This is a genomic window from Streptomyces sp. NC-S4, from assembly GCF_054353315.1.
In genome coordinates, this window is sequence record NZ_CM135937.1 from 6,435,983 (window position 1) to 6,462,454 (window position 26,472).

Below are 26,472 nucleotides of genomic sequence, written 5' to 3' on the forward strand. Positions count from 1 at the left end.
GACTTGCCTACGGCGCTTGCGTACTCCGTGAGTCGGGCGTCGCCGGCCCTTCCTCACCCCACAGCACCCGATGCACGGCCTGTCCGCCAATGGTGATATGTCCGCCTCGGAGGGTGGTGAGTCCCTCGGCGTCGGAGGTGAGGGTCGTGACCGGCCCGGGTGCGCCCAGGGCCGTAGCGGCGAGCACTCAGTCGCACAGGGCCTTGGCCTGGCGGGTGGTGCGGTGGGCGGACCAGGCCAGGACCGCGGCGGAGCGGGCTGCCAGCCACAGGGTGTCGGTGTCCGGGGTGGCGGTCGGGTGGTGAGCCGTGTGCCACAGGTAGGGCGCCGTCACGAACGCCGCGGCCAGTGCGGGGGCCAGTCGCCACAGGACGAACGGCACGGCCGCGTACCAGTCGAGGGACAGGGCGAGCAGGTCGTAGCGGGGCGCCCCCCGGTAGGCACCCACCAGGGTGGTGCCGACCAGGGCGGGACCCGCGAGCAGCAGCGCCGTGGCGTACGCGCCGAGTGGACCGGCGGGCGCGCTGGACAACAGGGCCGCGGCCCAGCCGACACCGCCGGCGGCCCACAGGAACGCCACCGGCGCCGCCAGGTGGGAGAGGGCCAGGGCGCCGGGCGACAGCGGCAGCAGCAGGGCGCGGCGCGGCCGGTCCGTGTCCTGGTAGGCGGGTTCGGCCAGTGCGACCGCGGCGAGGTACGGCGGTACGACCAGGAGCAGGCCCGCGAACGCCGCCTTCAGGGGGCCGACCGGACCGTGGCCCGGCTCCGTCAGCCAGTCGGCCACCAGGCGGAACTGGGCGAACCCGGCGACCAGGGCGGCGCAGGCCAGGACCGGCCGCCAGGGGTGGCGCGCCAGGACGACGGTGTCCCGCCACAGCGGTATCGCCCACCGGGAGCGCGGCATCGGGATCCGGGTAGGCCGCCGGCGCCGCCCGCCGGTGGACTGCAGTACGAGGGTCAGCGCGCGCAGGTCCAGCAGCGTCGCGCCCCGGGCGGCCTCCCGCCCGGTGCGGGCCCGGGCGATCAGCGCGTCCGTCGGGATGCCGTCCACGGTCCGGAAGGCCTCCCGCAGGGCGGCCGCCGCGCAGGCGGCGAGGCAGGTCAGGGCCGCCGCCCAGGCCAGGGGCGGGCCGTGCCCGGCCGCGGTGGCGACGGCCGCGCCCGCCCAGCCCCAGGGGCCGGACCAGGCCGCTGCCCCGGTCACCGCCGGCACCGAGGTTCCGCAGGCGAGCACGGTCGCTCCGGCCAGTGCCAGCACGCCGCCGAGCAGCCGGACCCGGCCCGCCAGGGCGGGGCGGGCCTCGGCCACGGTGCCCAGTCCGACCGCGAGGCAGGCCAGCGCCAGGTGGGCGAGGAGCGCCACGGGGAGTACCTCGTAACGCTGTTCGCCCTGCAGGGCCAGGGCGAACGCGGCGGTCAGCGCACCGGTGGGCAGGGCCGCCGCGCAGGCGACCGCCACGGCCCGCACCAGCCGGGGGCGCAGCAGCCGGCCCCGGTCGCCGGGCAGCGGCAGGAGCCAGGTGATCTCGGCGGGACTGAGCAGTACCGGCCCCAGCCGCAGGCACAGGGAGATCTGGCCGGCGAACAGCAGCAGCGTGGTGCCGACCACGCCTGCGCGGGCGGGCGGCCCGCCGGACCAGCCCAGCCCCTGGCCGATGCCCGGTGCCGCCTGGACCAGGCCCGCGAGCACCACCAGTGCGGAGACGGCCGCGCACACCCAGGTCCACGCGTCGTCGAACCGGGGCCGGCCGGACCCGCGTTCCCGCCGGGCGCGCGCCGCGGTGGCCACGGCCGTGGTCGTGGCGTCCCGGTCCTCGGCGGCACGTTCGGCGGTCACCGCCACGGTGAGACCTCCGCTGCGCCGGTCACCTCGTCGGGGGTGCCCAGGGCAGCCGTCCGGCCCCGGTCCAGGAGCAGCACCCGGTCGGCGGTCTCCTCCACGGTGGCCCGGTCGTGCGAGGCCAGCAGTACGGCCGTACCGGCGGCCTTCGCCGCCCGCAGCGCGGCGGCCAGCCTGCGGCGGGCGGCGGTGTCCAGGCGCTGCTCGGGCTCGTCCACGACGATCAGGCGGGCCGGACGCACCAGTACCGAGGCGAGCAGCAGCATCTGGCGCTGTCCCGCCGACAGGGCGTCGGGGAAGGCGTCGCCGCGGTGGTCCAGGCCGAGTTCGGCCAGTACCCGGTCGGCGGCGGCGTCGGCTCGGGGGCCCAGACCGTGGGCAGCGGCGACCATCCGTATGTGCTCCGCGACGGTGAGGTCGGGAAAGCATTCGGCGCCGTCGAGGAGCAGCCCGACGTCCCGCCGGAAGGCGGGATCCGCCTCGCGCGGCGCGGCCCCCGCGAAGCGGACCTCGCCGCGGTCCGGCTGCCGCCGGCCCACGCAGACGCTCAACAGGGTCGACTTGCCGGAGCCGTTGGCGCCGGCGAGAGCCAGACAGCCGCCGGGCTCCAGGGCCAGGGAGACGTCGGCCAGGACGGCTTCCTCGGCGTAGGCCACGTGGATGTCCTGCGCGTACAGCAGGGCGGTCCTCGGGGAGGTGCCCTCGTCGGCGTCGGTCACGCCCGTCCCCACCTTCGCCGCCCGCCCCGGCCCCCGCCCATATGTATTCATCGTGCACGAATATACCCATGTGATGGACAGTCATATGAGTCTGCAGTTGCGGGCGTTCGCTTCGCCGGTTCGTCAGGCCAGGGTCAGGGGGAGGGTGGTCAGGCCGCGGGTGAGGCGGGTGTGGCGCCAGGTCGGGGCGTCCGCGGGGGCGGCCAGGCGCGTGTTCGGGAAGCGGGTCAGCAGGGCGCGGAGGGCGATTTCCGCCTCGGCGCGGGCCAGGGGGGCGCCCGGGCAGCGGTGGATCCCGTGGCCGAAGGAGAGGTGGCCGCCGGCGTCGCGGTCGAGGTCCAGGCGGTGCGGGTCGGGGAAGGCCCGGGGGTCGCGGTTCGCGGCTCCGGGGGCGATGAGGACCGGGAAGCCGGCCGGGACGTCGATGCCGCCGATGCTCAGGTCCTCGGTGCTGTGGCGGAAGGTGGCCACGCCCACCGGGGAGTCGAAGCGGAGCAGTTCGTCGAGGGCGCCGGGGATCAGGTCCGGGTCCCGGCGCAGGCGGTCGAACGCTTCCGGGTGCCGGAGCAGGGCCAGGGCGGCGTTGCCGATGAAGTGGGTGGTGGTCTCGTGCCCGGCGACCAGGAGGAGGGCGGCCAGGGAGACGGTTTCCTCCCGGTCGAGGCCGCCCTCCTCGCAGTCGCGCAGGAGGGAGTGGAGCGGGCCGTCGCCGGGGGTGGCGCGGGCGGTGTCGACGAGGTGGGTCAGGTAGTCGCCGATGTGGTGCGACGCGGCGTCCACGCGGTCGGTGTCGGTCGCGTCGAAGAGCTCGTGGGACCGGGCGGCGAGGGTGGCGCGGTCGGGTTCGGGGACGCCCAGCAGTTCGCAGACGACGGTGACCGGCAGGGGGACCGCCAGGTCCGCCACCAGGTCGACCTCCGCACCCAGTCGCCATGTGCCCATGAGGCCGTCGACGATGCGGGTGATGAACGGGCGCAGTTCGCGGACGCGGCCGGTCGTGAACAGGCGCGTCGCCACTCGCCGGTGGCGGGTGTGCACGGGCGGGTCGCTCGCCAGCATGTTGCGGGAGATCGCCGGGTGCAGGTCGCGGTTCGAGGGCCGGTCGGCGAAGAAGCGGGCCGTGTCCTTGGACAGGCGGGGGTCGGTGAACGCCTCCCGGGCCTCGGCGTGGCCGGTGATCAGGTACGCCTGGTGGCCGCCGGAGCCGGTGGGGATCCGCCGGACCGGGCAGCCCTCGCGCAGCCGGTCGTAGGTGGGGTAGGGGTCGGCGAAGAAGCGGGGGTCGCGCAGCGGGTCCTGCCGCGGGGCGGTCACGAGGCCGCGCCCGCGCGCTCGGGCGCCGCCGGTGCCCGGTGGCGTCCGTAGGCCTCGGCCACGAGCAGCAGCCACGCGGTCTCCGCCGGGAGGTCGCCCTTGCGGGAGCGGGTACCGGCGGCGGGCGGGGCCTCGTCGCCGTCGAGGGGGAGTCCGGCGCGCTTCGCGGCGACGGCCGCGGCGATGACCGCCGCCTCCACCTCGGCGTCGCCCTCGGGGGTACCGGCCGTACCCCGGCGGGCGCTCTCGGCGGTCGCGGCGTCCCGTACCGACGCCCGACGGTACCGGCGCAGGGCCAGCACGCAGTCGTTGATCTCGATGACCCGGCGGTGGAGGTGGAAGTCGAGGTCGAGGTCGTGGGTGTCGGCGTCGGTGCCGGTGGCGGTGTGGCCCGGGTCGAGCACGACCTCGGGGACCGCCGAGGTGACCTCCCGCCACAGGGGTTCGAGCGCGGTGAACGAGTTCCGCTCCCAGCGGCGCCGGCGCAGTTGGCTGAGCGGCCACAACAGGGCGGGGAGGGTGAGTCCGACGGTGATGAGGAGGACGGCGACGGCGGGCGCGCTCACGCTGAACGCGCAGCGGAAGGGGGTCAGCGGGGTCGAGCACCGGGCGTGGTCGGGTACGAGCCCCAGCCCGAGGCCGATGGAGACCAGGGCGAACAGCTTGTACGCGGCGTAGACGAGGGCGAAGCCGCAGCCCACCGAGGTCGTGCGCAGGCCCCAGCGCTGGCTGCGGCGGGTCGAGCGCTTGGACTGGGCCCAGGTCTGCAGCAGGAAGTCCTTGGCCGTGTACCCGAGGAAGGAGATGTAGATCAGGACGTAGCAGGCGTACAACGCCGGGTTGCGGCCGGTGAGTTGTTCGGCGGTGAAGAAGGCGGTCATCCCGGCGACGGAGATCGCGAGGGCGATGACACGCAGTCGGATCTGCCGCTGCGCCCGCTCACGGTCCAGGTTGAGCTGGAAGAGGAAGGCGAGGACCGAGGTGGCCGCCGTCAGGGTGAAGGTGTTGCTGAGGAGCCGGGCGACGTGCGGGACCACCGACTCGACCGCGTGCTCCACGGCCGGGGCGTAGGAGGCGAAGGCGAGCGCGAACGAGGTCAGCAGCGCCGCCATCGCCCAGGTGCCCGTGGGGCGGTGGCCACCGCGGCCCCGCACCCAGTAGACGGCGAAGCACAACAGCACGACGGCCGTGCCCGTGAAGAGGATGTTGATCATTTCCGGTGGCGATTCTTCCTGTGTGGCTCGGCGAACAGCGCGTCCCAGCTCTCGGCGCCGCTGGCGGGCCGGCTCGAGGGGCTCTCGCGTCCCCGGTACATGAGTTGGCGGATCACGCTGGCCATCACCTCGGCCTCGCGTTCGTCCTCGCTGGTGTAACTGGTCCGGCCGGACATCCGCTGCACGAGGGTGGGGTTGAACCCGATCGCGCGCAGGGTGTCCTGGTCCAGCTCCAGACTGCCGGGGTGGTCGCAGATGATGTGGCTGATCTCGTGGGCGAGGATGTGGTTCTGATGGAGGGGCGAGGTGGCCTCCTCGTAGAACAACAGGTCGGCGTCCGGGGTCTCCAGGCGGATGCCGCACGGGGCGTCCGTGGCGCCCAGGGTGCTCAGGGGGCGCAGGACGATGGGGCGTCCGCGTTGTTCGGCCACGGCGTCGCGCAGGTCGCGGGTGCTGAAGCGGTGCGGGAGTCGAAGCGCCTCGACGCGTGCCTCACACGCGGCGCGAAGCTGCTCAAGGTCCATGTGCTCACTCTGGTGACGCCGGTCGGGGGTGGTCGGCCGTGGCGACCTCCCCCTGGAAGCCCGGTACGCGCGCCCCAATGTTGGCATGTCGGCGACCCTGTTTCGTGGGCGGGGTACGCCGCGGGGATGCCGCGCGGAGCGCGGTGCCGGGCTTGTACCGCAAGATCCGAAAGAGACGGCCCAAGCCGCTTGCCCGCTTGCCGCTGGTCGCCCCGGCGTGCCGGACGGTCCGCACCCGCAGGTCGTCGAAGGCGTCGTCGCGCCGACCGAGCCCGTACCGGTGGGTGTCGCGGACGGGCGCGGTGCCCGTGTGTATCCGGCGTATGCCTTCCCGGGACACCACGGTCTGGGGCTTGCCGAGCTGGGCGAGGGCGAAGCGGCTCAGGTCGTCGATGTTCAGGCCGAGGTCATGCCGAGCGGCTGGAGGACGGCTTCGCGCAGGTGGTCTTCGATGACGGCGGCGAGGCGCATGTAGTCGGCGTCGCTGTACTGGTGTCGCTCGCCCGGGGGCGCCGTCAGCTCCACCGGGCGAGGCTTCGGGCCGGCCGCATGATGCCGTCCGGCTCGTTGTCGTGGCGATCGGATCGCAGGAAGCCCTCGCGCTCGGCGATTCCGCCGGTACGGGTCAGTAGTTGACGGATGGTGATCCCGTCGATCCGGGCCCCCGACGGGGCGAACCAGGGCAGGTGCTCGCGCACCCGGCCGTCCAGGGCGATCCGGCCTTCCTCCGCCGGCCTCATGACGGCCATGGCGGTGACCGGCTTGGACACCGACCCGATCAGGAACGGAGTCCCGGGGGTGACGGGATCCCCGTTGCCGTCCCGCCCCCAGGTGCGCCGCTGCACCACGCCTTCGCCGCTGACGACGGCGAAGGCGATACCGGGAACGCGGGTGCGCTGCCTGAGCTGCTGGATGTAGGCGTCGACCTTGCCGAAGTCGCCCCCGGACGCGGCGGCCGCACCGGCCGCACCGGCCGCGCCCCCGCGCCCCCGGCGAACGGCCGGTCTGGGCCGCCTCGGTCTAGGCGCCCGTCGTGCCGTCGAGCAGCTCGCGCAGGATGTCCAGGTGGCCGTTGTGGCGGGCCGTCTCCTCGGTGAGGTGCAGGAGGATCCAGCGCAGGTCGACGTGGAGGCCGTTGCGTACGGCTCGCTCGGCCTTGTCGTCCAGGCCGCGCCCGGTGACCAGTTCGCGGTACCGGGCGCTGTGCTCGGTGTACTCGTCGAGTAGCTGCGTGAGGGGGAAGTCGACGGCGATGCGCATCTCGCGGTCGGGGTCCTCCTCGGTCCAGGGGCCCCGGTCCTCCTCGCCGAGGAAGACCACCTGGAACCAGTAGTACTCGACCCAGCGGAGGTGGTTGATCACTCCGCTCATCGTCATCAGCGGTGAGCCAGGCAGGGGCGCCCTGCGTGCGTTCTCCGCGGAGACGCCGTCGCACTTGGCGCGGGCGGTGTCACGGGCGTAGTCGAGGAACGTGGTGAGCTGCGTGCGCTCGTCCCACGCGGGCGGGGTGTCGTCGGTTCTCGTCATCGCGCGAAGCGTCCCCGATCAACGCGCCCGGTGTCGAGGCGTTTTCCGGCGGGCCGGACCTGCTCCCCGGGCCGTCTCCAGGCCGTCTCTTTCGGATCTTGCCGAGCCCGCGGCGTCCGGCACCGCACCCGGCCGCGTTGTCGGGGCGCCCGAGTACGTCCAGTACGCAGGGCTCACCTCCGCCTTGCCATGTACGGCACCGGACGCCGCGGGTTCGGCCGGCAAGATCCGAAAGGGGCGGCCTAGTCGTCCAGATTCAGGTCCCGCTCGGTGTCGTCGGTGGTGAGCCCCTCGAGCTTGCGGGCCTGTTCGATCACGGTGGACAGCATCTTCAGGCTGTCGACGCTCAGGCCGTTGGCGCGCAGGGCCACCTTGCGGACGTCCTGGTCGCGCATCGCGGCGAGGAGGTCTATCTCCGCCTTGGTGCGTTCGGCCGCCGCGCTGTCGACGAAGTAGCCCGCCGGTACGCCGAAGAAGTCGGCCAGGGCCTTGATGGTGTGCCGCGTCGGGTTCCGCTTGGCGCCGGTGCGCAGTTGCTGGATGGCGCTCGCCGTCACCCCGCGCCCCTCCCCGGTCGCGGCCCTGCGGATCCCCTCGGCGACCTCCGCGTATGTGTAGGGACCCCGGGACGGTGGGTGCACCTCGCGGAAGAGGTGGTCCAGGAGTTGGGCGAAGGTGGGCGACTGGTCAGCCTCCATGTACACGACCTCCTAGGCGTGATGCCGAGCCTTTGCCCACCACAGTGTTTCTCGAAGCCCCTCGGGCCGGCACCGGCAACACTTTGGTTGACGCCGGACAGTCACTCTGGTGTACGTTACCAACGCGCCACCGACACTGGAGTGTTGAGGGTGAGCGCAGGACGGGTCGGGGTCGAGCTTCACGGGGGTGGGCTCGGCCGACGGCCCGACACCCCGTGGCCGCGCCCCGGGGGCTCTTCCCGGCCGGCGGGCGCGGCGACACGGCCGGCCGGTGGCCCGGTGCCGGTGTGGTCAAGATCGATGTGATTCGGTCAACTCCATTCGTCTCCGCCGATCCCGGGCGCGGGCCGGGGAGAATGGCCGACGATGGACACGAATGCTCCCCAACCGGAGGGCCCGACCGGCGGATACGGGCCGTTCGCCCACCTCACCGCCCCGAACGTGCTGCTCTACCGCTCCGTGATGCGGGCCTTCCTGGCCGCCAAGGAGCGCTTCGCCGTGCATCTGCGGCCGGAAGACGTCCACGCCGCCCTGCCCGCCGCGACGCGCCCCGGAGAGGTCGACGCGGTGGCGAAGGCGCTCGACGCCCTGGTCGCCTGGGGGAACCTGCGGGCGGATCCGGACACGGGGCGGGTCACGGCCGTCGAGGACTTCTACCGCAAGCGCTTCATCTACCAGCTCACGCGCGAGGGCGAAGCGGCCGAGAAGGCCCTGTCCGCCTACGACGAGGCCCTCGGGCTGCGCGGGGCCCTCCAGGCGGTCGCGCTGCACGACATCGTCACCCAGCTGCGCGCCCTCCTCGTGCTGGCGGCCGAGGAGGAGCCCGATCCGGCCAAAACGCACCTGGCGCTCGACGGCCTCGCCAGCCGCTTCGCCGCGCTCGCCGACAACGCCCGGGCCTTCATGGGGTCCCTGCAGCGGACCATCGACCTCCACGACGTGGCGGAGGACGTCTTCCTCGCCTACAAGGACCAGCTCATCCAGTACCTGGAGCGGTTCATCCAGGACCTGATCACCCTCGGCGGACGCATCGCCCGCCTGATCCTGGAGCTGGAGGACGGGCACCGGATCCAGCCCCTGCTGAGGTCCGCCGCGGCCCGCGAGGCAGCCGACGCGACCCCGCAGGAGGCGGCGCACGCCGAGCAGGCCGCCTACGAGCGATGGGCCGGCCGGTGGGCGGGGCTCGCGGCGTGGTTCCTCAGCCGCGACGGCCGGGAGTCGCAGTCCCGACTGCTGCGCGGACGCGCACTCGGGGCGATCCCGCAGCTGCTGGCGGTCGTACGGTCGCTGAACGAGCGCCGGGCCGGCCGCTCCGACCGCTCCGCCGACTTCCGCACACTGGCCCTCTGGTTCGCCGAGGCCCCCGACGACGACGCCCGGCACCGGCTGTGGCGCACCGCCTTCGGGCTGTACCCGGCGCGCCACCTCACCCTCGACGCCGAGACGCACGCCGCACGGCTCGCCCGCCCCGAGCCGGCCGCAACTCCCTGGGCGGGAGCCGAACCGCTGCGCATCAGCCCGCAGTTGCGCCGCACGGGCAGCTACGAGCGGCGCGGCAAGCCCCGCAAGGTCGAAGACCGGCAGGAGGCGCGCCGGCTGCTCGCGCAGACCGCCGCCAAGCAGGCCGCCGAGACCGCGGCCGCACGGGCCAGGCTGGTCACCGGAGGCATCACCAGGCTGTCCGGGCTCGGCGAACTGGACCCGGCCAGCTTCCGCTTCTTCCTCCAGCTCCTCGGGGACGCGCTCGCCACCTGGCGGCCCGGCATGAAGCACACCACGGCCACGAGCAACGACGGAGCCATGGAGATCCGGCTCACGGCCCTGCCGGACGGGTCGACGACCGAGGTACGCACGCCGGAGGGGATCTTCCGAGGCCCCGACCACGCCATCGAGATCGTCGATCTCACCGCAGGAACAGAAGGGGGCGACGGGCGATGAACACCTCGCTCGCCGAAGTGCTGGACGGGCAACACGCCTCCGACCTGCGCAAAGCGGCCAGAGCCCTGCTCAAGCAGCCCCTGCTGCTCGCGCACGGCCCCTCGGCGGACGAGTTCCGGCTCGTCCGGCGGCACGCCTCCGACCTGAGGGAGTGGTTCGACCGCAACACCGGCTGGCCCCTCCAGGTCGACGCCGAGTCGGCCAGGCTCGGCAAGATCCCGGCCCGCCTCGCCGACGCCACCCATCCCGCCCGCGAGGCGACGCGCAGCGCCGCCCCCTTCACGCGCCGCCGCTACGTCCTGCTCTGCCTGGCCCTCGCGGCCCTCGAACGCGGCGAGGCGCAGATCGCCCTCGGCCGGCTCGCCGAACAGGTCGTGCTGGACGCGTCCGACCCCCAGCTCACCGCCACCGGCATCCGGTTCACCCTGGACCGCCGCGACGAGCGCCTCGACCTGGCCGCCGTCGTACGGCTCCTGCTCGGCCTCGGGGTGCTGCGACGGGTCGCCGGTGACGAGGACGCCTACGTCAGCGGAGCCGGCGACGTCCTGTACGACGTCGAACGGCGCGTGCTGGCCGGGCTGCTCGCCACCCGGCGCGGCCCTTCCACCGTACGGGCCGAGTCCCCCGCGGAGCGGCTCGCCGAGCTCACCGCCGAGACCGCCCTCGACAGCGACGAACTGCGCTTCCGGGCCATGCGCCGCTCGCTGACCCGGCGGCTGCTCGACGACCCCGTCCTCTACTACGACGAGCTGACCGACGCCGAACTGGGCTACCTCACCCGCCAGCGCGGCTTCCTCACCGCACGCATCACCGAACTCACCGGACTCGTCGCCGAGGTCCGGGCCGAAGGCATCGCCATGGTCGACCCCGACGACGACCTCACCGATGTCCGCATGCCCGAATCGGGAACCCACGGCCACGTCACGCTGCTGCTCGCCGAACACCTCACGGCGGCCCGAGGCCCGGTCAGCACCGCCGACCTGATGCGGAAGGTCACCGAACTGGCCGCCGAACACGGTGGGTTCTGGTCGAAGTCGGCGCGCGAGGCGGGTGCCGAAGGAGAACTGGTGGAGCAGGCCGTCACCCGGCTCGCCGCCCTCGGGCTCGTCTCCCGCACGGGCGACGCGGTCGTACCCCGACCCGCCCTGGCCCGGTACACGGTCGGCGAGACCGTCCTGCTCGCACCCCGCACAGCCGGTACCACAGAGGTGCCCGCCCAGCGAAAGGCGTACCCGCTTTGATTCCCCCCACCGCGCTCCCGGCCCCCGCGCGATCACGCTGGCAGCCCCTGCGGATGGGCCTCGTCGACCTGTTCCACTACGACGTGGAGGAGTTCCACTTCCGCGACGGCAGGCTGCTGCTCCGGGGGAACAACGGGACGGGCAAGTCCAAGGTGCTGGCCCTGACCCTGCCCTTCCTCCTCGACGGGGACCTCAGCGCACGCCGCGTCGAACCGGACGGTGACGCCGGCAAGCGGATGGAGTGGAACCTCCTGCTCGGCGGCGAGCACCCGCACTCGGAACGGCTCGGCTACACCTGGGTGGAGTTCGGCCGCCGCGACGCGACGAGCGGCGAGGAACACTTCCGCACGCTCGTCTGCGGGCTCAAGGCCGTCAGCGGGCGCGGGATCGCCCGCCACTGGTGGGCGGTGACCGGGCAGCGGATCGACCACGCACCGGCCGCCGAACCCTCCGACAGCACCCTCAGCCTGCTGGACGGCACCGGCACGGTCCTGTCCCGGGACCGGCTCATCGAGGCGGTCGCCGGACACGGGATGGTCTACGACCAGGCCAAGACCTACCGCAGGGCCGTGGACGAAGCGCTCTTCGGCCTGGGCGAGCAGCGCTACGGAGCACTCGTCGACCTGCTCATCCAGCTGCGCCAGCCCCAGCTGTCCAAGCGGCCCAACGAAGTCGCCCTCTCCCGCGCCCTCACCGAGGCCCTGCCGCCGATGGACCAGGCTCTCATCGCCGATGTGGCCGAGGCCTTCCGGTCCCTGGACGAGGAGAAGGAGGAACTGCGTTCCGCCAGATCCGCCGAACGTGCCGCCTCCGTGTTCCTCGACCACTACCAGCGCTACGCCCGCATCGCCTCCCGCCGCCGCGCGCGCCTGCCGCGCACCGAGCACTCGAAGTACGAGCACCTGCTGCGCGACCTGGCCGGCGCACAGGAGGAGAAGGCCACCGCGGAGGAGCAGCGGGCGGCGGCCGCCGAGCGGATCGAGGCGCTCACCGGGGACCGGGCACGGCTGGAGGCCACGGACGCCGCCCTGCGCGAGGGCCCGGAGATGCGCAGCGCCCACGAGCTGGACCGTGCCGCCCGGGCGGTGGAGCGGTCGCAGGACGACAGCACCCGGGCCGGCTCCGACCGGGAAGAGGCCGAGCTCCTGCACACCCGTGCGCGGGGGCGGCTCGCAGCCGCGGAGAACCGTCTGCGGAGCGCCCGGGAACACGCCGAGGACACGCTCCGCCGGGCCGGGGAAACCGCGGAGAGGGCCCGGCTGGAGCTGCCCGCGGCCGAAGGACTGCCGACGGCGGAGCTGCGGGCGGCGGTCACCGAGGTGATCGACCGCCGCCACCGGACCCTCGCCCACGTGGCGGACCTCGCCTCCCGGGCCGAGGAGACCGCGGCCGAGCACCGCAGCGCCGCGCTGCGGCTCGACGAGGCGGAGGCCGACCTGGCGCGGGCGGCCGAAGCACAGGAGGCGGCCGACGGGGACGTGACGGCCGCCGGCCGGGCCCTGGTCGACGCGGTACGCGAACACGTCGGCCGGTGCGAGGAGTTGGTGTACGCCGACCCGACGGGACTCCTGGACGAGCTCCAGGAGTGGACCGTGCGCCAGGACGGACCCTGCCCGGCCCGGCGGCACGCCGCCCGGGCCCACGGTGCCACGGCGGCCGAACTCGCCGACCGGACCGCGCAGGCCGCCCAGCGCCGGACCGTCCTCGAAGCCCGCGTCCTCGAGGCACGGGAGGAGCTCGCCGCACTGGAAGCCGGCGGCCGGTCCGGGCCGCGGGCCCCGCACACCCGCACCCCGGGCTCGCGCGACCGGATGCCGGGGGCTCCGTTCTGGCGCCTGGTCGACTTCCGGGACCACGTCGGGGACCAGGACCGCGCCGGGCTGGAAGCGGCCCTCGAAGCGGCCGGGCTGCTGGACGCGTGGGTGAACCCCGACGGCTCGGTCCTGTCCGCCGAGGACCACGACGTACTCCTGGCCCCGCGACCGGCGCCTCCGGCGGGCCCTTCCCTGGCCGACGTGCTGTGCGCGGCGGTGGACCGCGGCGACGCCCGGGCGGTCTCCGTGGGCGAGGAGGCGGTGGCCCGCCTGCTCGGGGCGATCGGCCTCGGAGCACCCCTCGGAACACCCCCCGGGGACGCACCGGCCGAGGGTCCGCACGCACCGGCCGAGGGTCCGCACGCACCGGACGACGGGGCGGCCGCCCCCCGGCCCGCCGCGGACACGTGGGTCGCCGCGGACGGACGCTACCGGATCGGCGCCCTGACCGGCCGGTGGGGCAAACCCGCTGCCGAACACGTCGGCGAAGGAGCGAGGGAGGCCGCCCGGCGCCTGCGCATCGCCGCTCTGCACGACGAACTCGGCCGGCTCCAGCAGCAGTGGAACGACCTCGACGCGCAGACCCGGACCCTGGCCGCCCGCCGCCTCGTACTCGACGCCGAGCTGGCCGCCGTACCCGACGAGGACCCGCTGACCCGGGCGCACGCCCGCGCCGCCGCGACGGCCGACACGGTGCGCCACGTCAGGAACCGCCGCGCGGACCGGGCCGACGCCCTCCGGGCCTCGGCGGAGCGGGCCGGGCTGGCGAGCACCGAACTCCACGGGACGGCGGCGGATCTGGGGCTGCCCCCGGACCGGCCGGCCCTGGCCGGCGTACGGGAGGCCCTCGCCGAACTCGCCACCGTCCTGGCCGAGCTCTGGCCCGCACTGCGCGAACGCACCGAAGCGTTCCGGCAGACGGCGGAGGAGCGCGAGGAGGCCCACCGGGCGGGCGAACGGACCGCCGAACTGAGGACGCGCGCCGAAGAGGCGGCCCGTCGGGCAGCCGCGGCGGCCGAGCGACTGGCGACCCTGCGCTCGACGGTCGGCGCGGCCGTCGCCGAACTGCAGCGGCGGCTGGCCGACACGGCGAAGGCGCTGCGCGCGTGCACGGCGGAGCAGAAGCTCCTGGGCGAACACCACGGCGAGGCGGACCGCCGGGCCAGCCGGGCCGAAGGGCGCATCGAACAGCTGGAGAAGGACGTCGCGAACGCCGCCGCGGCGCGCTCCGAGGCCATCGCCGCGCTCCAGCGCTTCAGTGCCACCGGGCTGATCGCGGTCGCCCTTCCCGATCTCGCCCTGCCGGCCCCGGGCGGGGGGAGCTGGACGGCGACGGCCGCGATCGCGCTCGCCCGTTCCCTCGACGCGGAACTGGCCGCGACCGACGATTCCGACGGTGCGTGGGAGCGGGTGCAGCGGCGGCTCAGCGAAGAGCTCAAGACCCTCCAGGACGCGTTGTCCCGGCACGGTCACCGGGCGTCGGCCCGCATGGTCGAGGAGGGCATGGTCGTCGACATCGTCTACCAGGGCCGTGAGCGCGCCGTACCGGAACTCGTGGAGGCCCTCGCCGTCGAAGTGGCGGAACTCAACCGCATCCTGTCCGCGCACGAGCGCGAGATCCTCGAGACCCACCTCATCACCGAGGTCGCGGGCACGCTCCAGGAGCTCATCGGGGCCGCCGAGCGCAAGGTACTGGCCATGAACGCCGAGCTGGAGGAACGCCCGACCTCCACGGGGATGACCCTGCGTCTGGTGTGGCGGGCCTCGCACAAGGCCCCTGCGGGACTGGCCCAGGCCCGTGGCCGCCTCCTCCAGACCTCCGACGCCTGGACCCCCGGGGACCGGGCGGCGGTCGGGGAGTTCCTGCAGACGCAGATCGCCCGCCAGCAGACCGAGGACGTGGCCGGCAGCTGGCTGGAGCACCTCACCGCAGCCCTCGACTACCGCTCCTGGCACGAGTTCGCCGTCGAGCGGCAGCAGCACGGCCGCTGGGTACCCGCCACCGGACCGGCCTCGGGCGGCGAACGCGTGCTGGCCGTTTCCGTACCGCTGTTCGCCGCGGCTTCCTCGCACTACGCCAGCGCGGGCAGCCCGTACGCCCCTCGCCTGGTCACCCTGGACGAGGCGTTCGCCGGGGTGGACGACGACTCGCGCGCCAAGTGCCTCGGGCTGCTGCACGCCTTCGACCTCGACGTCGTCATGACCAGCGAGCGGGAGTGGGCCTGCTATCCGCAGGTCCCCGGCATCGCGATCGCCCAGCTCTCCCGCGTCGACGAGGTGGCAGCCGTCCTGGTCACCCGCTGGGAGTGGGACGGTACGTCCCGTACCCGGCGCGCGGACCCGGTGCGTCCGGCCGAGCCGGAGGCACTGTGGGCGTGAACGGGCCGGCGGTCGACGAGGAGCGCCTGCGCCGGCTCCTCGGCGGTGAGGATCTCGCCTGGCTGCTCGACCGGGCCCGCCGCCGAATGGAGCGGGGACGGCCCCTCACCGGTGCGGTGTCCCTGGCCGCCCCCACCCCCGCCCAACGGGCGGCGGCGGAACGGCTTCTGGGGCGGGCACCCGGCGGGGGCGGGTCGCTCACCGTACGGCTCGACGCGGTGGACGCCGTACTGCGCCGGTCGGGCATCAGCCCCGAAGGCCTCCCGGCGGCCGCCGCCACGCTCACCGGCCCGGTCGTCCCACTCGAAGAGGTGCGACGGGCCGAGGAGCGGGCCTGGGCGCAGGCCTGCACCCCGCTCGCCCTGCTGGCCCGGGACGAACCGCTGCTCGCGGACTGGGCGGCCCGATCACGCGAGAACGGCCTGGTACGACGCGTCGCCGGCACGCCCGCGGCAGCCCATGAGCTCCTCGGCCGGGCCGCCCGCGTGCTGCGCGCACTGCCCGCCGAACCGGCCCGTTCGCTGTCCGTGTTCGCCGCGGACACGCTCGGCAGCGCCCACGCACTCGACGACGGCACCCCCTTGGCCACGATCGCCCTTTCCGGAGTCCGTGCCCTCACCGGCCATCCCGACGGCTCGGGCGCCGCCTGGCGGCGGGCGGCGTGGGCCTCGGCCGGTCTGCTCCGCGACGACGTCTCCTCCACGGTCCTCACCCTGAACCTGCGCGGTACTCCGGCCCTGGACTGGATGGCCGACGGGGGCGAACCGTGCGTCCTCACCCTCCGCCAGCTCGCCCACCAACCCCCGCGGACCGCGCCGACGGTGGTCCACATCTGCGAGAATCCCGCGGTCCTCGCGGCCGCCGCGGACCGGCACGGCGCCGGTTCGCTCCCGCTGGTGTGCCTCCAGGGCCAGCCGTCGGCGGCCGCTCTCGCCCTCCTCACCCGTCTGCGCGGACTCGGCGCCTCCTTCCACTACCACGGCGACTTCGACTGGGGCGGCCTGCGCATCGCCACGACGCTGCGCCGGCACGTTCCGTGGCGCCCGTGGCGCTACACCGCCGACGACTACCGTGCGGCGGTGGCCGCCGCCGACCGCGTTCCCCCGCCGATCGGCGGGACGCCGGCGCCGTCCCCGTGGGACCCGGACCTGGCGTCCGCCCTCGCCGAGCACGGAATCCGCATCGAGGAGGAAGCCGTCCTGGACGTACTGCTGGCAGACCTCGCACCGGTGACCGGCTGCCGCTGACCCGGCCACTGCCGGGACATGCGGGGGAGGGGCCCGTGCCGCCTGGCACGGGCCCCGATCTGCGGCGGGAGGCCGCTCAGCCGCCCGAGGGCGAGACGATCGCGTACGCGGGCCAGCCGCCGACGAGGCGGCGGGTGACGCGCTCCACCCGGTCGTTGTGGTTGCCCTCGATGGTGGTGACGGTCCCGTCACCGTTGTCCTTCTCGATCACGCCGACGTGGACGCTCGTGGAGGTGTTCGACGGGCCGCTGCCGAAGAGGATCACATCGCCCGGCTTGGGCGCGGCGTTGCGCAGGTCCGTACGGAGCGTTCCGTGGTCGCGCCCGTAGTAGTAGAAGTCCCCGCTGAAGGCCGTGTGGTAGTTGATCCCGGCCTGCTGCCAGGTCCAGCTGGCGAAGTGCGCGCACCAGGCCTCACAACGACCGTACGGGTTGCAGTTGTTGCCCCACTCCTCCTGGCCGAGCTGGGAGCGCGCCGCCTGGATGATCTTGTCGCGGACGCTGCCCGACAGCGGGGGCACCGGTACGGTCGGGCTGCCGCCGCTGGGTCCGCCGCCGGGGCCGGTGCTCCCGATCTCGCGGGCGATGCCCATGGCCGCCATGGTCCGCGGGCCGGCTATGCCGTCCACCTCCAGCCCGTGGCCCGACTGGTAGGTCCGTACGGCGCCCAGGGTGTTGGGGCCGTAGTCGCCGTCGGCGGGGGTGCCGGCCGCGCTCTGCACCTTCTGCACCTTCGCCGACAGGGCGCCCTTGGTCTGGGGGCCGGCGATCCCGTCGACCTCCAGGTCGTTGTCGCTCTGGAAGGACAGCACGGCGTTCTTGGTGCGCGGGCCGTAGGCGCCGTCCACACCGCTCAGCGGCAGATAGCCCAGGCCGGCCAGGTTCCGCTGGAGGAGCTTGGTCTCGGAGTCGGTACCGGTGCCCTGTCCGCTGGAGACGATCCGGTCGATGTTCATCTCGCCCATCGTCTGGGGGCCGGCGATCCCGTCGACCTCCAGGCCGTGGCGGGACTGGTAGGTCCGTACGGCGCCCAGCGTGTTCGTGCCGTAGTCGCCGTCGGCCTGCGTGCCGGCCGCGGACTGCACCTGCTTCACCTTGCCGAGCAGGGCTGCCATGGTCTTCGGCCCGGCGTCGCCGTCCACGTCGAGACCGTTGTCCCGCTGGAAGTGCCGTACGGAGTCCTGCGTCTGCGGCCCGTACGCGCCGTCGACCCCGCTGCGCGGGAGGTAGCTGAGGCCCGACAGGCCCCTCTGGAGCAGGCCCGTGTCGACGGCGTGCGCGGTCGGCACCGGTCCGGTCAGCAGCGCCGTCAGAGCGGCGGCGAGGGTCAGGAACACGGCCATCAGCCTGCGGGCCGACATCGCCGCGCGGTCCGGCGGCCGGGTGGCGAGGGGTGGGGAAGAGAGTGAAGACATGAGCGAAGTGGGCCTTTCGGCTGTGTGGTGACGATTGGTCACCACGCAGCTTCAAGGGCCGCACCGCGTCTCCTCCAGTACCCCAGCGTCTCTGGGACGGGCCCGGGATGTCCCTGGGGCAGGTTCTCTTCCGGCCGTCGCCGCGCCGGCCGTCAGGGCTGCTGGGCGGCCCCTTCGGGCGCGCACTGCATCTGCTTCTCCGCGGGGATCGACCCGCACACGCTCATCGCTTCGAGGGGAGCCTCGGCGGAGACCGCGAGCATCTTGGTGTACGAGTCGTGCTCGAAGCGGATCAGGGCTTCCAGTTCCGTACCCCTGGCGTCCCTGATGCTCACCCTGTCGCCGACGGCCCCGCCTTCGATGCGTCCCCACACCGACTGGCAGGCCGCGCTGTAGCGGAGCTGGATGTGCATGCCGCGCAAGAAGGTGCTCTTGGCCGTGGTCGCGTCCCAATGGCATTCCATGGCCTGGGGGTCGTGGCGCAGGCAGGTGTCGGACTTGCACTTGACCTGGATGTCACCGGCTCGCGGAACGAGGGTCGCGGTCTCCTCGCCGCCGCTCTTCCTGGTGTCGGACGGTTCCCCCGCCGCACCCTGGGAGCGGCCTCCCGGCGTGGTGGCCGAGAAGGCGAGACCGGTGGCGACCGAGCCCAGCAGGGCTCCCGCGGTGATGTATCCGATCACGCCGAATCTTCGTCTCCACTCGGACCGGGGTCTCTCGCGCGGCGACGCGTCCGCTGCCTGCGGGTCGTCGGTCGCGGCGGCGGCCGGGGGCGCGTCGTGTGCGGCCTCCGGCCCGGTCCCCGCCGGTGCGCTCCGCGCCGGCACTGCCTGTCCGGGTGCGGCCGTGGCCGTGGCGCCGCCCGCCGGGGCGGAGACGGCCCGCGCCAGCAGGTCGAGCAGCGGCTCCGGGTCCGTGCCCGCCACGGCCGCGAGCTGCTCGACGGCCACGGTGGTCGGTAGCTGTTTCCCGTTGAGGAACCGTTCCCATGACGAGCGGCTGTAGTGCGTCCGGTCGGCAAGCCGGCCGAAGCTGAGTTGCGAGGACTCCTTGATCCTGCGCATCTCCGTGCTCAACTGGGCACGCGCCGACTCCGTACCACTTGTTGCCTTTGTCTGGTCAGACATCAAAGGGCCCCCAACTCGCTTATGCGCCACACGGCTTCCCCGAGACGGTGTGGCGCGAGGGACAGGATATGCGGCGCCGCTGACACTTCCGGACGCGGCGGCGGGTGCCGGAATCCCTAGGGGCGACCGCCTTCGGGACGTCCCTGGGCCGGAAGGGCCGGAACGTGGGACGTCCCAGGGAAGCGCCCCGCTGTCGGCAGATCGCACAACGGTTTCCGGCCTCGGGCGTGTCCCTGGGACGCCGGGCCGTCCGCCGGGACGGCGGACCCGAGGCCATGATGATGCGGCGCCGGGGCGTCCCCGCCCGGTCCCCGCCTCCTCCCCCTCCCGACACACAGACACCCCACCGCAGAAGGAAGTTGCCGCACCATGCCCCAGATCTCACCGCGCAGGACCCTCACGGCCCTCACCCTGGCGGCCGCGGCCGTCGGCTCCCTGCTCGTCACGGCTCCCGCCGCCCACGCCGGCGACTACCTCGACGCGTGCCTGCGCAGCGTCGGCCAGCGCAAGTCACCGAACGGCTGGAACATCCCGGCGCGGAACTTCTCCCAGGGCTCCTCGGGCGTGTGCGTCAAGGAGCTGCAGTTCGACCTCTCCTCCACCATCGGCATCGACGAAGCGGACTGGCCCGACTTCGTCGACGGCCGCTTCGGCCCGAAGACGGACAAGTACGTGCGGCGCTTCCAGCAGTCCAGCGGTCTCGAGCCGGACGGCATCGTCGGCCCCCGGACGTGGGAGAGCCTCATCTCCCGCACCACGGACTGACGGGAAGCGGCAGGAGGTGACGGCCTGGAGCTGCCCCTGCCCCTGCCCCTGCCCCCGCCGCGCCGCGAGGAAGGGGCTGGGCTCCCCGTTCCAGGAGACCCGCAGGGCCTCGCGCACGCGGGTGCAGGCGACGAAGAGGAGGCTCAGCTCGCCGAACCGCCAGCCCCTTCATCCGGTGCACCGTCCCGATGCCGACCCCTTCGCCGGCCCCCCGGAGGGGCCGCAGGCCGACGGTGACGAGGCCGCCACCCGCTTCGAGGCGCTGCTGCGCGCGAACCGGACGCCGGAGGTGGTCGAAGGCGTCCTGGGCGCACTCGGGTTCCGGGAGGGGCGGGGCGGCTACCGGGTCTACAGCAAGGCGGCCGGGACGAGCTGCTTCCCCACGCTGGACGCCGGCCGCCCGAACGCGCCGCGCACGCTGTGGCCGATCGGTGTCCACCCGGTGAGCGGTACGGCGGAGGTGGTCTTCCAGTGCCTCAAGCGGCGCCCGCCCTTCGACGACGAGCCGCTGCGCCGCGCCCTGATGGAGCGGTTCAACGCCATCGACGGCATCGACCTGGCGGAGGCCGAGCTCGACCTGCGCCCGCCGTCCCGCTGGAGGTCTTCGCCACGCACGGCGAGGAGGTCCGCAGAGTACTGGAGCGGTTCGTCCGCACGGTCGCCCCGGCCGAGGCCCGCCGCCCGGTCGACGACGGCGACACGTCGGCCGACTGACCCGGGCGACGCGGCCGGACGGCGGTGCCGCTTCCTGCCGTTCACGGGCTTCAGCGGGAGTCGACGGGCAGGCCGTCCGGTTCCTTGATGCGCTTCATGATGATCTGCGAGTTGACCTCGGTGATACCGGTGAGCGCCGTCAGCTTCTCGATCCACAGGCGCTCGTAGGCCCGCAGGTCGGCGACGGCGATCCGCAGCAGACAGCCGGGGCTGCCGAAGAGGCGGTAGGCCTCGATGACGTCCGGGATGTCCTGGAGGGCCGCCTCGAAGGCCTCGACCGCCTCCCGGTCGCGCCGCACCTCGACCGAGACGAGCACCTCGAACCCGCGGTCCACCGCCTCGGGGGAGATCACGGCGCGGTAGCCCTGGATCACCCCGTCCTGCTCCAGCTGGCGCACCCGGCGCATACAGGGGGAAGGGGTCAGTCCCACGCGCTGGGCGAGTTCCTGGTTGCTCAGACGGCCGTCGGCCTGAAGCTCGCGCAAGATATCTCGGTCAATGGCGTCCATGGCGCAATTATCACCCAGCGTTTGTGAACGGGCCCGATGGAATACGCAATCACATTGCGCGTAGATCGCTCTATCATTGCTGCTTTGAGTACATATGTACGAGTGACGTACTAGTGACACGAGTGACACGAGTGAAGGGCGGCCACGGCCGATGGGACGGATCGTCGTGATCAGCACCGGCGGGACGATAGCCAGCCGCTGGCAGGGTTCCGGCTTCGCAGCGGACGCCGACGGGAACGAGGTGATCGCCACCGCGCCACTCCCCGAGGGCGTCACCGTCGAACTGGTCGACCTGTTCAGCGTGAACAGCCCGCGACTCACCACCGCACACCAGCTCACCCTGCTCCGCACCGTGCACGAGGTGCTCGCCGACCCCGGCGTGGACGGCATCGTCGTCACGCACGGCACCGACACCCTGGAGGAGTCGGCGTTCCTCCTCGACCTCCACCACCACGACCCGCGCCCCGTGGTCTTCACCGGCTCGCAGCGCCCCATGGGCACCGCCGACGGGGACGGCCCGGGGAACCTCTACGACGCCCTGCTCACCGCCGCGAACACGCGCGGGCTCGGCGTGCTGATCGCCTTCGCCGGGCGGGTGCACGCCGCCCGCGGCACCGTGAAGACCCAGGCCGTGGACCTGGACGCGTTCGCCGACCCCTCGAAGGAACTCTTCGGGAAGATCGGCTTCGGCAAGGTCACCATCCTGCGCGCCCCGCAGCGCCCGGCGCCGCTCCCGCTGCCCGCGATGCCGGAGCTCCCGCCGCGCGTGGACGTGGTGGTGCACCACGCCAACGGTGACGCGGTCCTGCTGAACGCCGCCGTCGAGGCCGGCGCGCGCGGCATCGTCCTCGTGGGGACCGGCGCGGGCAACGCGACCCCGGAGATCGTGGAGGCCGTCCGGGCCGCCGTCGGCCGCGGGGTCCTGGTCGCGCTGACCACCCGGGTCATGGCCGGACCGGTCACCGAGATCTACACCCACGGCGGCGCGGTGGACCTCGTGGCCGCCGGCGCCGTCCCGACCGGCACCCTGCGCGCCGGACAGGCCCGCATCGCCGTCCTGTCCGCACTGCTCGCCACCGAGAACAAGGTCGAACAGGCCCGCGTCCTGCGCGAGGCGCTGGGCGCGGGCGGCTCGGTCCTCGTCGGGGCATAACCCTCCGGTCCGGCGTCGGCAACCGTTAGGCTCCGGCCCAACGGTCGCTACGCTGCGGGGGGTTGCATGGAGCCCGGGACCATCGGCATCCGACTGGCCTCGACGGCCGTCGGCCCCCTCGTCAAGAAGCTGTTCGTCAGCGAGGGCGGCGGGGCGGGCCTGGTCGACAAACCGATCCGCATCTCGGGCCACGTCTCCTTCACCGGCGAGAAGCGCTCGCTCACCGAAGCCGACCTCGGGACGCTGGCCGCCAAGCTGGTGAAACAGGCCTTGCGCACGGGCGGGGAGAGCCCGATCTCCCCGGACGAACAGCAGGCCGTCACCGACGCCCTCGCGCGGACCCTGCGGGGCCTGGGCGACCTCACGATGACCGACCTGGACGCGGTCCGGCTCGGCTCGAAGGACTTCGCCCGGGAACTGCGCCGGGTGAGCGACCGCCCCGAGCGCGAACTCGGCTCCGACGCGACGTACTTCTACGAGCGCCTGGTCGACGCCGCCTGCCTGCACATCCTGCAGTTCTTCACGCAGCGCTCGACCTTCGTCGCCCACACGCTGGTGGAACAGACCCGGGGGATCGCCGGACTGACGGCCAAGATGGACGAACTCGTCCGCCGCGACCCGCTGCCCGGCGCGCAGGACGCGGCGTTCGAGCAGCTGTACCTCCCGTACGTGGAGAAGAAGCACGGCAGGCTGACCATCTACGGGATCGACCTCGGCAACTCGCCCACGAGGTGGCCGCTGGACGCGGCCTACCTGAGCCTGGAAGTGACAGGGCTGCCGCGCTTCTGGCGCAAGAGCGTGAGCCGGTACGAAGAGCTCCTGAACGAACTCTCCCGCCACCCCCTCGCCGACTGGCATCCCGCCCTCGCGGACCGCACACCGCCGCCCGCGTTCCCGGCACGGATCTCCGAGCTCGCCGAAGTGGGCGCCGCGGAAAGGGAGTTCCTCACGGACGCGATGATCGAGAGTCTGGTCCCGCAGTACGCCGACCTGGCCCTGTCCCACAGCTCCCGCGTACTGCTCCGCGGCGAGGCGGGATCCGGGAAGTCCACCCTGGTGCAGTGGCTCGCCGTCACGGCCGCCCGCCAGGACCTCACGCAGCAGACGGAGTACCTCTACGACCGGATCCCCTTCGTCCTGCCCCTGCGCACGCTCACCCGCCACGGCGAGCGGCTGCCCGCCCCCGCGGACTTCCTGACCGCGGCCGGCTGTCCGTTCGGGGCCGAGCAGCCGGCCGGCTGGGCCCACCGGGTGCTGACGGCGGGCCGCGGCCTGGTCCTCGTCGACGGCATCGACGAGATCCCCGACACCGAACGCGAACGGGCCCGCGGCTGGCTGCGGTCCCTGATGGACGCCTACGGCGGCGACAACCGCTGGCTCGTCACCTCCCGGCCCTCCGCCGTGGGCGCGAATTGGCTCGCCGAGGACGGTTTCGCCGAGCTGGCCCTGACCGCCATGAGCCCGGCGGCGGTCGTCACGTTCATCAAACGGTGGCACCTCGCGGCCCGCGACGGCGGGGACGAGGACGCGGACCTGCGCACCTACGAGGCCCAGCTCCTCACCGCCGTGCGGATCAAGTCTGACCTCGGCCCCCTCGCCACCAACCCCCTGATGTGCGGACTGATCTGCGCACTGCACCGGGACCGGCACGGCTACCTGCCGCACGGGCGCAAGGACCTCTACGAGGCGGGGCTCTCCATGCTGCTGAGCCGCCGCGACCGGGAGCGGGACATGAAGATCCCGCACCTGCGGGAGGAGCCTCAGCTCGACCTCCTGCAGCGCCTCGCCTACTGGCTGATCAAGAACGGCCGCACCGAGATGGACCGGTCCCGCGCCGAGGACATCATCGCCCGCGCCCTGCCGTCGGTCCCGGAAGCGGCCGTCCTGGGTGACGCGTCCGCGGTCTTCGAGCACTTCCTCCAGCGCAGCGGACTCCTGCAGGAACCGGCTCCCGGCACGGTGGTCTTCATCCACCGCACCTTCCAGGACTTCCTCGGCGCGCGGGCCGCGGTCGAGGAGGGGGACTTCGGCCTGCTCGTCTCCCGTGCCGGCGACGACCAGTGGGAGGACGTCATCCGGATGGCGGTCGCCCTGGCCCGGCCCGCCGAGCGGGTCACGCTCCTGCGCGAGCTGCTCGCCCTGGGAGACGGCGCCCGTGACCCGCGCACACGCGCCCGTGTCTACCTGCTGGCCACCGCCTGCCTGGAGCACGCGACGACCCTCGACCCCGATACGCGGGCGGCCGTAGAGGAACGTACGGCCACCCTCATCCCGCCGTCGAGCCCGCAGCAGGCACGTGCGCTCGCGGAGGTCGGCCCCCTCATCCTGGGCCTTCTGCCGGGGCCGGAGAAGCTCGACCACGCGGATGCCGCCCTGGTCGTGGTCGCGGCCTCCCACGTCAAGTCGGATGCCGCGATCCGGTTCCTCGCGCAGTTCGCCACGCACCCCACGATCGAAGTCCGCTCCCAGCTCCTGTGGGCCTGGTCACGCTTCGACTGCTCCGACTACGCCGAAGAGGTGATCGCGAAGCTCGATCCGCTCGACCTCAGGTACTCGATCCGTTCGGACGAGCAGCTGCGCCAACTGGAGCGTCTCGGCCTGCGGCCGAGCAGTCTGGACGTCAGGTCCGAGGTGTCGCTGCCGGCCCTGGCCGGGTACGCCGGCCGGCACGGCCTCACGGAGCTCGTCCTCGCGCATCCCGCGGTGTCCGATCTGGACTTCCTGAGAGGGCAGTCCGCACTGCAGGACCTGGCTCTCGACAACTGCCCCGAACTGACGGACCTCAGCGCCCTGGCCGCTCTGCCGATCAGGCGGCTGGGCGTCAGGAGCGTCCGGCCGGACCTCGGCCTGGACGTGGTGGCACGGCTCGGAGAGCTGGAACAGCTCGCGTTGAGCGGCCCCGCGGGGATGACCTGGTCACCGCGGGCACTGCCGACGCGCGCCCCGCTGGCCGTGCTGCTGGTGAGCGGAGCGATGGCTCCCGCCGCCGGGCTCGCGGGGCTGGGCGCGATCTCCGGGCTGAGTCATCTGGGACTCAACGTGGCTTCCGGCCCGGCCTCGGAAGCCGACTGGCGGGAGATCGGAGAGCTGCGCTCACTCCAGTACCTGACGGTGTCCGCCGCGTCCTTCGCCTTCCTTCCGCCCGCCGCCACCCTGCCCTCCGTCACCCACCTGACCCTCATCGGCTCCGACGAGGACAGCCGCATGTCTGCGGCGATCGATCGGCTGGACGCCGTGTTCCCCCGGCTGGACGGGTGGCATACGGGGGAAGCGTGGGACTTCTCCGCGGAGTGAGGCGCCGGCGCCCGGATCCGGACGGCGCCCACCGGGCGCCGTCCCGACCTCAGTTCCCGGGGTGGCCGAACGCCGCCAGGATGCGGTCCGCCGCCGACGTCGGGGTCACCGTGCCCGCCCGGACCGCGGACTCCAGCTCCGGCGCGAGCTCCCGCACGGCGGGATCCGCCCGCAGGCGTTCCAGCAGCGCGTCGCGGACCATCGACCAGGTCCACTCCACCTGCTGCGCCGCCCGCTTCGCCGTCAGCCGGCCCCCCGCGTCCAGCAGGGTCCGGTGCTGCTCCAGCCGGCTCCACACCTCGTCCAGCCCGGTCGACTCCCGCGCGCTGCACGTCAGCACCGGCGGGGTCCAGGCCGCGTCCACCGGGTGCATCAGGCGCAGCGCACCCGACAGTTCCCGGGCCGCGGCCTTCGCGTCCCGCTCGTGCGGGCCGTCCGCCTTGTTCACCGCCAGGACGTCGGCCAGCTCCAGGACGCCCTTCTTGATGCCCTGCAGCTGGTCGCCCGTACGGGCCAGGGACAGCAGCAGGAAGGAGTCGACCATCCCCGCCACCGTCGTCTCCGACTGGCCCACGCCGACCGTCTCGACGAGGACCACGTCGTAGCCCGCCGCCTCCATCACGATCATCGACTCGCGCGTGGCCTTGGCCACCCCGCCCAGCGTTCCCGCCGACGGGGACGGCCGCACGAACGCCGCCGGGTCCACCGACAGCCGCTCCATCCGGGTCTTGTCGCCCAGGATGGAGCCGCCCGTCCGCGTCGACGACGGGTCCACCGCGAGCACCGCCACCCGGTGGCCGAGCCCCGTCAGCATCGTGCCGAAGGCGTCGATGAAGGTGGACTTGCCCACCCCCGGCACACCGCTGATGCCGATCCGCCGGGCCCGGCCCGCGTGCGGCAGCAGCTCGGTCAACAGGCCCTGTGCCAGCACCCGGTGAGCCGGCAGGGTGGACTCGACGAGGGTGATCGCACGCGCGACGAACGCGCGCTTCCCGTCGAGCACCCCCTTCGCGTAGGCCTCGATGTCGATCTTCGGCACCG

Annotated in this window: 21 protein-coding genes; 8 read left to right on the forward strand and 13 right to left on the reverse strand. The window is 73.5% G+C overall.

Annotated elements, in window-relative coordinates; translation table 11 throughout:
- Positions 1 to 187: 187 nt before the first annotated feature.
- The 9 genes from ACXNSR_RS29015 to ACXNSR_RS29055 form a co-directional block, all read right to left on the reverse strand.
- On the reverse strand, positions 188 to 1,837 hold the full coding sequence (locus ACXNSR_RS29015; protein ID WP_458638304.1) for a DUF6297 family protein: 1,650 nt from the start codon (positions 1,835 to 1,837) through the stop codon (positions 188 to 190).
- Positions 1,834 to 2,559: an ATP-binding cassette domain-containing protein gene (locus ACXNSR_RS29020; protein WP_458638305.1), complete on the reverse strand. Its 726-nt coding sequence runs from the start codon at positions 2,557 to 2,559 to the stop codon at positions 1,834 to 1,836. The genes ACXNSR_RS29015 and ACXNSR_RS29020 overlap by 4 nt, the downstream gene beginning before the upstream one ends.
- A gap of 123 nt (positions 2,560 to 2,682) precedes the next feature.
- A complete protein-coding gene (locus ACXNSR_RS29025; protein WP_458638306.1) occupies positions 2,683 to 3,873 on the reverse strand; it encodes a cytochrome P450 family protein in 1,191 nt (396 codons plus the stop codon).
- Complete coding sequence (locus ACXNSR_RS29030; RefSeq protein ID WP_458638307.1) at positions 3,870 to 5,087, reverse strand: MAB_1171c family putative transporter; 1,218 nt, start codon at positions 5,085 to 5,087, stop codon at positions 3,870 to 3,872. Before ACXNSR_RS29030 ends, ACXNSR_RS29025 begins: the two co-directional genes overlap by 4 nt.
- The gene (locus ACXNSR_RS29035) at positions 5,084 to 5,611 is read right to left on the reverse strand and encodes a regulator component (RefSeq protein WP_458638308.1); all 528 of its coding nucleotides are present in this window, start codon (positions 5,609 to 5,611) and stop codon (positions 5,084 to 5,086) included. The genes ACXNSR_RS29030 and ACXNSR_RS29035 overlap by 4 nt, the downstream gene beginning before the upstream one ends.
- 396 nt (positions 5,612 to 6,007) lie before the next feature.
- Positions 6,008 to 6,136, reverse strand: coding sequence for a hypothetical protein (locus tag ACXNSR_RS29040; RefSeq protein ID WP_458638309.1), 129 nt, complete (start codon positions 6,134 to 6,136; stop codon positions 6,008 to 6,010).
- On the reverse strand, positions 6,127 to 6,525 hold the full coding sequence (locus ACXNSR_RS29045; protein WP_458643424.1) for a serine hydrolase domain-containing protein: 399 nt from the start codon (positions 6,523 to 6,525) through the stop codon (positions 6,127 to 6,129). Before ACXNSR_RS29045 ends, ACXNSR_RS29040 begins: the two co-directional genes overlap by 10 nt.
- Positions 6,526 to 6,631: 106 nt before the next feature.
- On the reverse strand, positions 6,632 to 7,138 hold the full coding sequence (locus tag ACXNSR_RS29050; protein ID WP_458638310.1) for a DinB family protein: 507 nt from the start codon (positions 7,136 to 7,138) through the stop codon (positions 6,632 to 6,634).
- A 242-nt stretch (positions 7,139 to 7,380) separates the two neighbouring features.
- Entirely contained in the window at positions 7,381 to 7,836 is a 456-nt protein-coding gene (locus ACXNSR_RS29055) for a helix-turn-helix domain-containing protein (protein ID WP_458638311.1), read from the reverse strand.
- 366 nt (positions 7,837 to 8,202) lie between these two features.
- On the opposite strand from ACXNSR_RS29055, the gene ACXNSR_RS29060 reads away from it, so the two are divergent.
- The 4 genes from ACXNSR_RS29060 to ACXNSR_RS29075 are packed head-to-tail and all read left to right on the forward strand — an operon-like array spanning position 8,203 to position 16,455.
- Complete coding sequence (locus tag ACXNSR_RS29060; protein ID WP_458638312.1) at positions 8,203 to 9,774, forward strand: TIGR02677 family protein; 1,572 nt, start codon at positions 8,203 to 8,205, stop codon at positions 9,772 to 9,774.
- On the forward strand, positions 9,771 to 11,015 hold the full coding sequence (locus ACXNSR_RS29065) for a TIGR02678 family protein (RefSeq protein ID WP_458638313.1): 1,245 nt from the start codon (positions 9,771 to 9,773) through the stop codon (positions 11,013 to 11,015). Before ACXNSR_RS29060 ends, ACXNSR_RS29065 begins: the two co-directional genes overlap by 4 nt.
- Positions 11,012 to 15,208 carry a TIGR02680 family protein gene (locus ACXNSR_RS29070; RefSeq protein WP_458638314.1) on the forward strand — a complete coding sequence of 1,399 codons (4,197 nt, stop codon included), beginning with the start codon at positions 11,012 to 11,014 and terminating at the stop codon, positions 15,206 to 15,208. Before ACXNSR_RS29065 ends, ACXNSR_RS29070 begins: the two co-directional genes overlap by 4 nt.
- Positions 15,205 to 16,455, forward strand: a complete 1,251-nt coding sequence (locus ACXNSR_RS29075) for a TIGR02679 family protein (protein WP_458638315.1) — start codon at positions 15,205 to 15,207, stop codon at positions 16,453 to 16,455. Before ACXNSR_RS29070 ends, ACXNSR_RS29075 begins: the two co-directional genes overlap by 4 nt.
- 76 nt (positions 16,456 to 16,531) lie before the next feature.
- Here the strand turns inward: ACXNSR_RS29075 and ACXNSR_RS29080 are convergent, their stop codons facing one another.
- Both ACXNSR_RS29080 and ACXNSR_RS29085 read right to left on the reverse strand, forming a co-directional pair.
- Positions 16,532 to 17,869: a peptidoglycan-binding protein gene (locus tag ACXNSR_RS29080; protein WP_458638316.1), complete on the reverse strand. Its 1,338-nt coding sequence runs from the start codon at positions 17,867 to 17,869 to the stop codon at positions 16,532 to 16,534.
- Between the two features lie 152 nt (positions 17,870 to 18,021).
- Positions 18,022 to 18,996: a helix-turn-helix domain-containing protein gene (locus ACXNSR_RS29085; RefSeq protein ID WP_458638317.1), complete on the reverse strand. Its 975-nt coding sequence runs from the start codon at positions 18,994 to 18,996 to the stop codon at positions 18,022 to 18,024.
- A 369-nt stretch (positions 18,997 to 19,365) separates the two neighbouring features.
- On the opposite strand from ACXNSR_RS29085, the gene ACXNSR_RS29090 reads away from it, so the two are divergent.
- Together ACXNSR_RS29090 and ACXNSR_RS29095 are read left to right on the forward strand one after the other, a co-directional pair.
- Complete coding sequence (locus ACXNSR_RS29090) at positions 19,366 to 19,761, forward strand: peptidoglycan-binding domain-containing protein (RefSeq protein ID WP_458638318.1); 396 nt, start codon at positions 19,366 to 19,368, stop codon at positions 19,759 to 19,761.
- A 175-nt stretch (positions 19,762 to 19,936) separates the two neighbouring features.
- Positions 19,937 to 20,563 (forward strand): hypothetical protein, encoded by a 627-nt coding sequence (locus tag ACXNSR_RS29095; protein WP_458638319.1) that lies wholly within the window; start codon positions 19,937 to 19,939, stop codon positions 20,561 to 20,563.
- Here ACXNSR_RS29095 and ACXNSR_RS29100 read toward each other — a convergent pair.
- A complete protein-coding gene (locus ACXNSR_RS29100) occupies positions 20,526 to 20,984 on the reverse strand; it encodes an Lrp/AsnC family transcriptional regulator (protein WP_458638320.1) in 459 nt (152 codons plus the stop codon). The genes ACXNSR_RS29095 and ACXNSR_RS29100 overlap by 38 nt on opposite strands.
- Before the next feature lie 151 nt (positions 20,985 to 21,135).
- Here ACXNSR_RS29100 and ACXNSR_RS29105 point away from each other — a divergent pair, with 151 nt between their 5' ends.
- Positions 21,136 to 22,137, forward strand: coding sequence for an asparaginase (locus ACXNSR_RS29105; RefSeq protein ID WP_458638321.1), 1,002 nt, complete (start codon positions 21,136 to 21,138; stop codon positions 22,135 to 22,137).
- Between the two features lie 66 nt (positions 22,138 to 22,203).
- Entirely contained in the window at positions 22,204 to 25,431 is a 3,228-nt protein-coding gene (locus ACXNSR_RS29110) for an NACHT domain-containing protein (protein WP_458638322.1), read from the forward strand.
- Positions 25,432 to 25,480: 49 nt separating this feature from the next.
- Here the strand turns inward: ACXNSR_RS29110 and meaB are convergent, their stop codons facing one another.
- Positions 25,481 to 26,470 (reverse strand): methylmalonyl Co-A mutase-associated GTPase MeaB, encoded by a 990-nt coding sequence (gene meaB, locus ACXNSR_RS29115; RefSeq protein ID WP_458638323.1) that lies wholly within the window; start codon positions 26,468 to 26,470, stop codon positions 25,481 to 25,483.
- Positions 26,471 to 26,472: the final 2 nt, after the last annotated feature.

What these genes read in the sequence shown, in the direction of transcription:
- ACXNSR_RS29030 (WP_458638307.1), bottom strand. Translation starts at nt 5,087, where the DNA reads ATGATCAACATCCTCTTCACGGGCACGGCCGTCGTGCTGTTGTGCTTC.
- ACXNSR_RS29035 (WP_458638308.1), bottom strand. Translation starts at nt 5,611, where the DNA reads ATGGACCTTGAGCAGCTTCGCGCCGCGTGTGAGGCACGCGTCGAGGCG.
- ACXNSR_RS29050 (WP_458638310.1), bottom strand. Translation starts at nt 7,138, where the DNA reads ATGACGAGAACCGACGACACCCCGCCCGCGTGGGACGAGCGCACGCAG.
- ACXNSR_RS29055 (WP_458638311.1), bottom strand. Translation starts at nt 7,836, where the DNA reads ATGGAGGCTGACCAGTCGCCCACCTTCGCCCAACTCCTGGACCACCTC.
- ACXNSR_RS29060 (WP_458638312.1), top strand. Translation starts at nt 8,203, where the DNA reads ATGGACACGAATGCTCCCCAACCGGAGGGCCCGACCGGCGGATACGGG.
- ACXNSR_RS29065 (WP_458638313.1), top strand. Translation starts at nt 9,771, where the DNA reads ATGAACACCTCGCTCGCCGAAGTGCTGGACGGGCAACACGCCTCCGAC.
- ACXNSR_RS29080 (WP_458638316.1), bottom strand. Translation starts at nt 17,869, where the DNA reads ATGTCTTCACTCTCTTCCCCACCCCTCGCCACCCGGCCGCCGGACCGC.
- ACXNSR_RS29085 (WP_458638317.1), bottom strand. Translation starts at nt 18,996, where the DNA reads ATGTCTGACCAGACAAAGGCAACAAGTGGTACGGAGTCGGCGCGTGCC.
- ACXNSR_RS29090 (WP_458638318.1), top strand. Translation starts at nt 19,366, where the DNA reads ATGCCCCAGATCTCACCGCGCAGGACCCTCACGGCCCTCACCCTGGCG.
- ACXNSR_RS29100 (WP_458638320.1), bottom strand. Translation starts at nt 20,984, where the DNA reads ATGGACGCCATTGACCGAGATATCTTGCGCGAGCTTCAGGCCGACGGC.
- ACXNSR_RS29105 (WP_458638321.1), top strand. Translation starts at nt 21,136, where the DNA reads ATGGGACGGATCGTCGTGATCAGCACCGGCGGGACGATAGCCAGCCGC.
- ACXNSR_RS29110 (WP_458638322.1), top strand. Translation starts at nt 22,204, where the DNA reads ATGGAGCCCGGGACCATCGGCATCCGACTGGCCTCGACGGCCGTCGGC.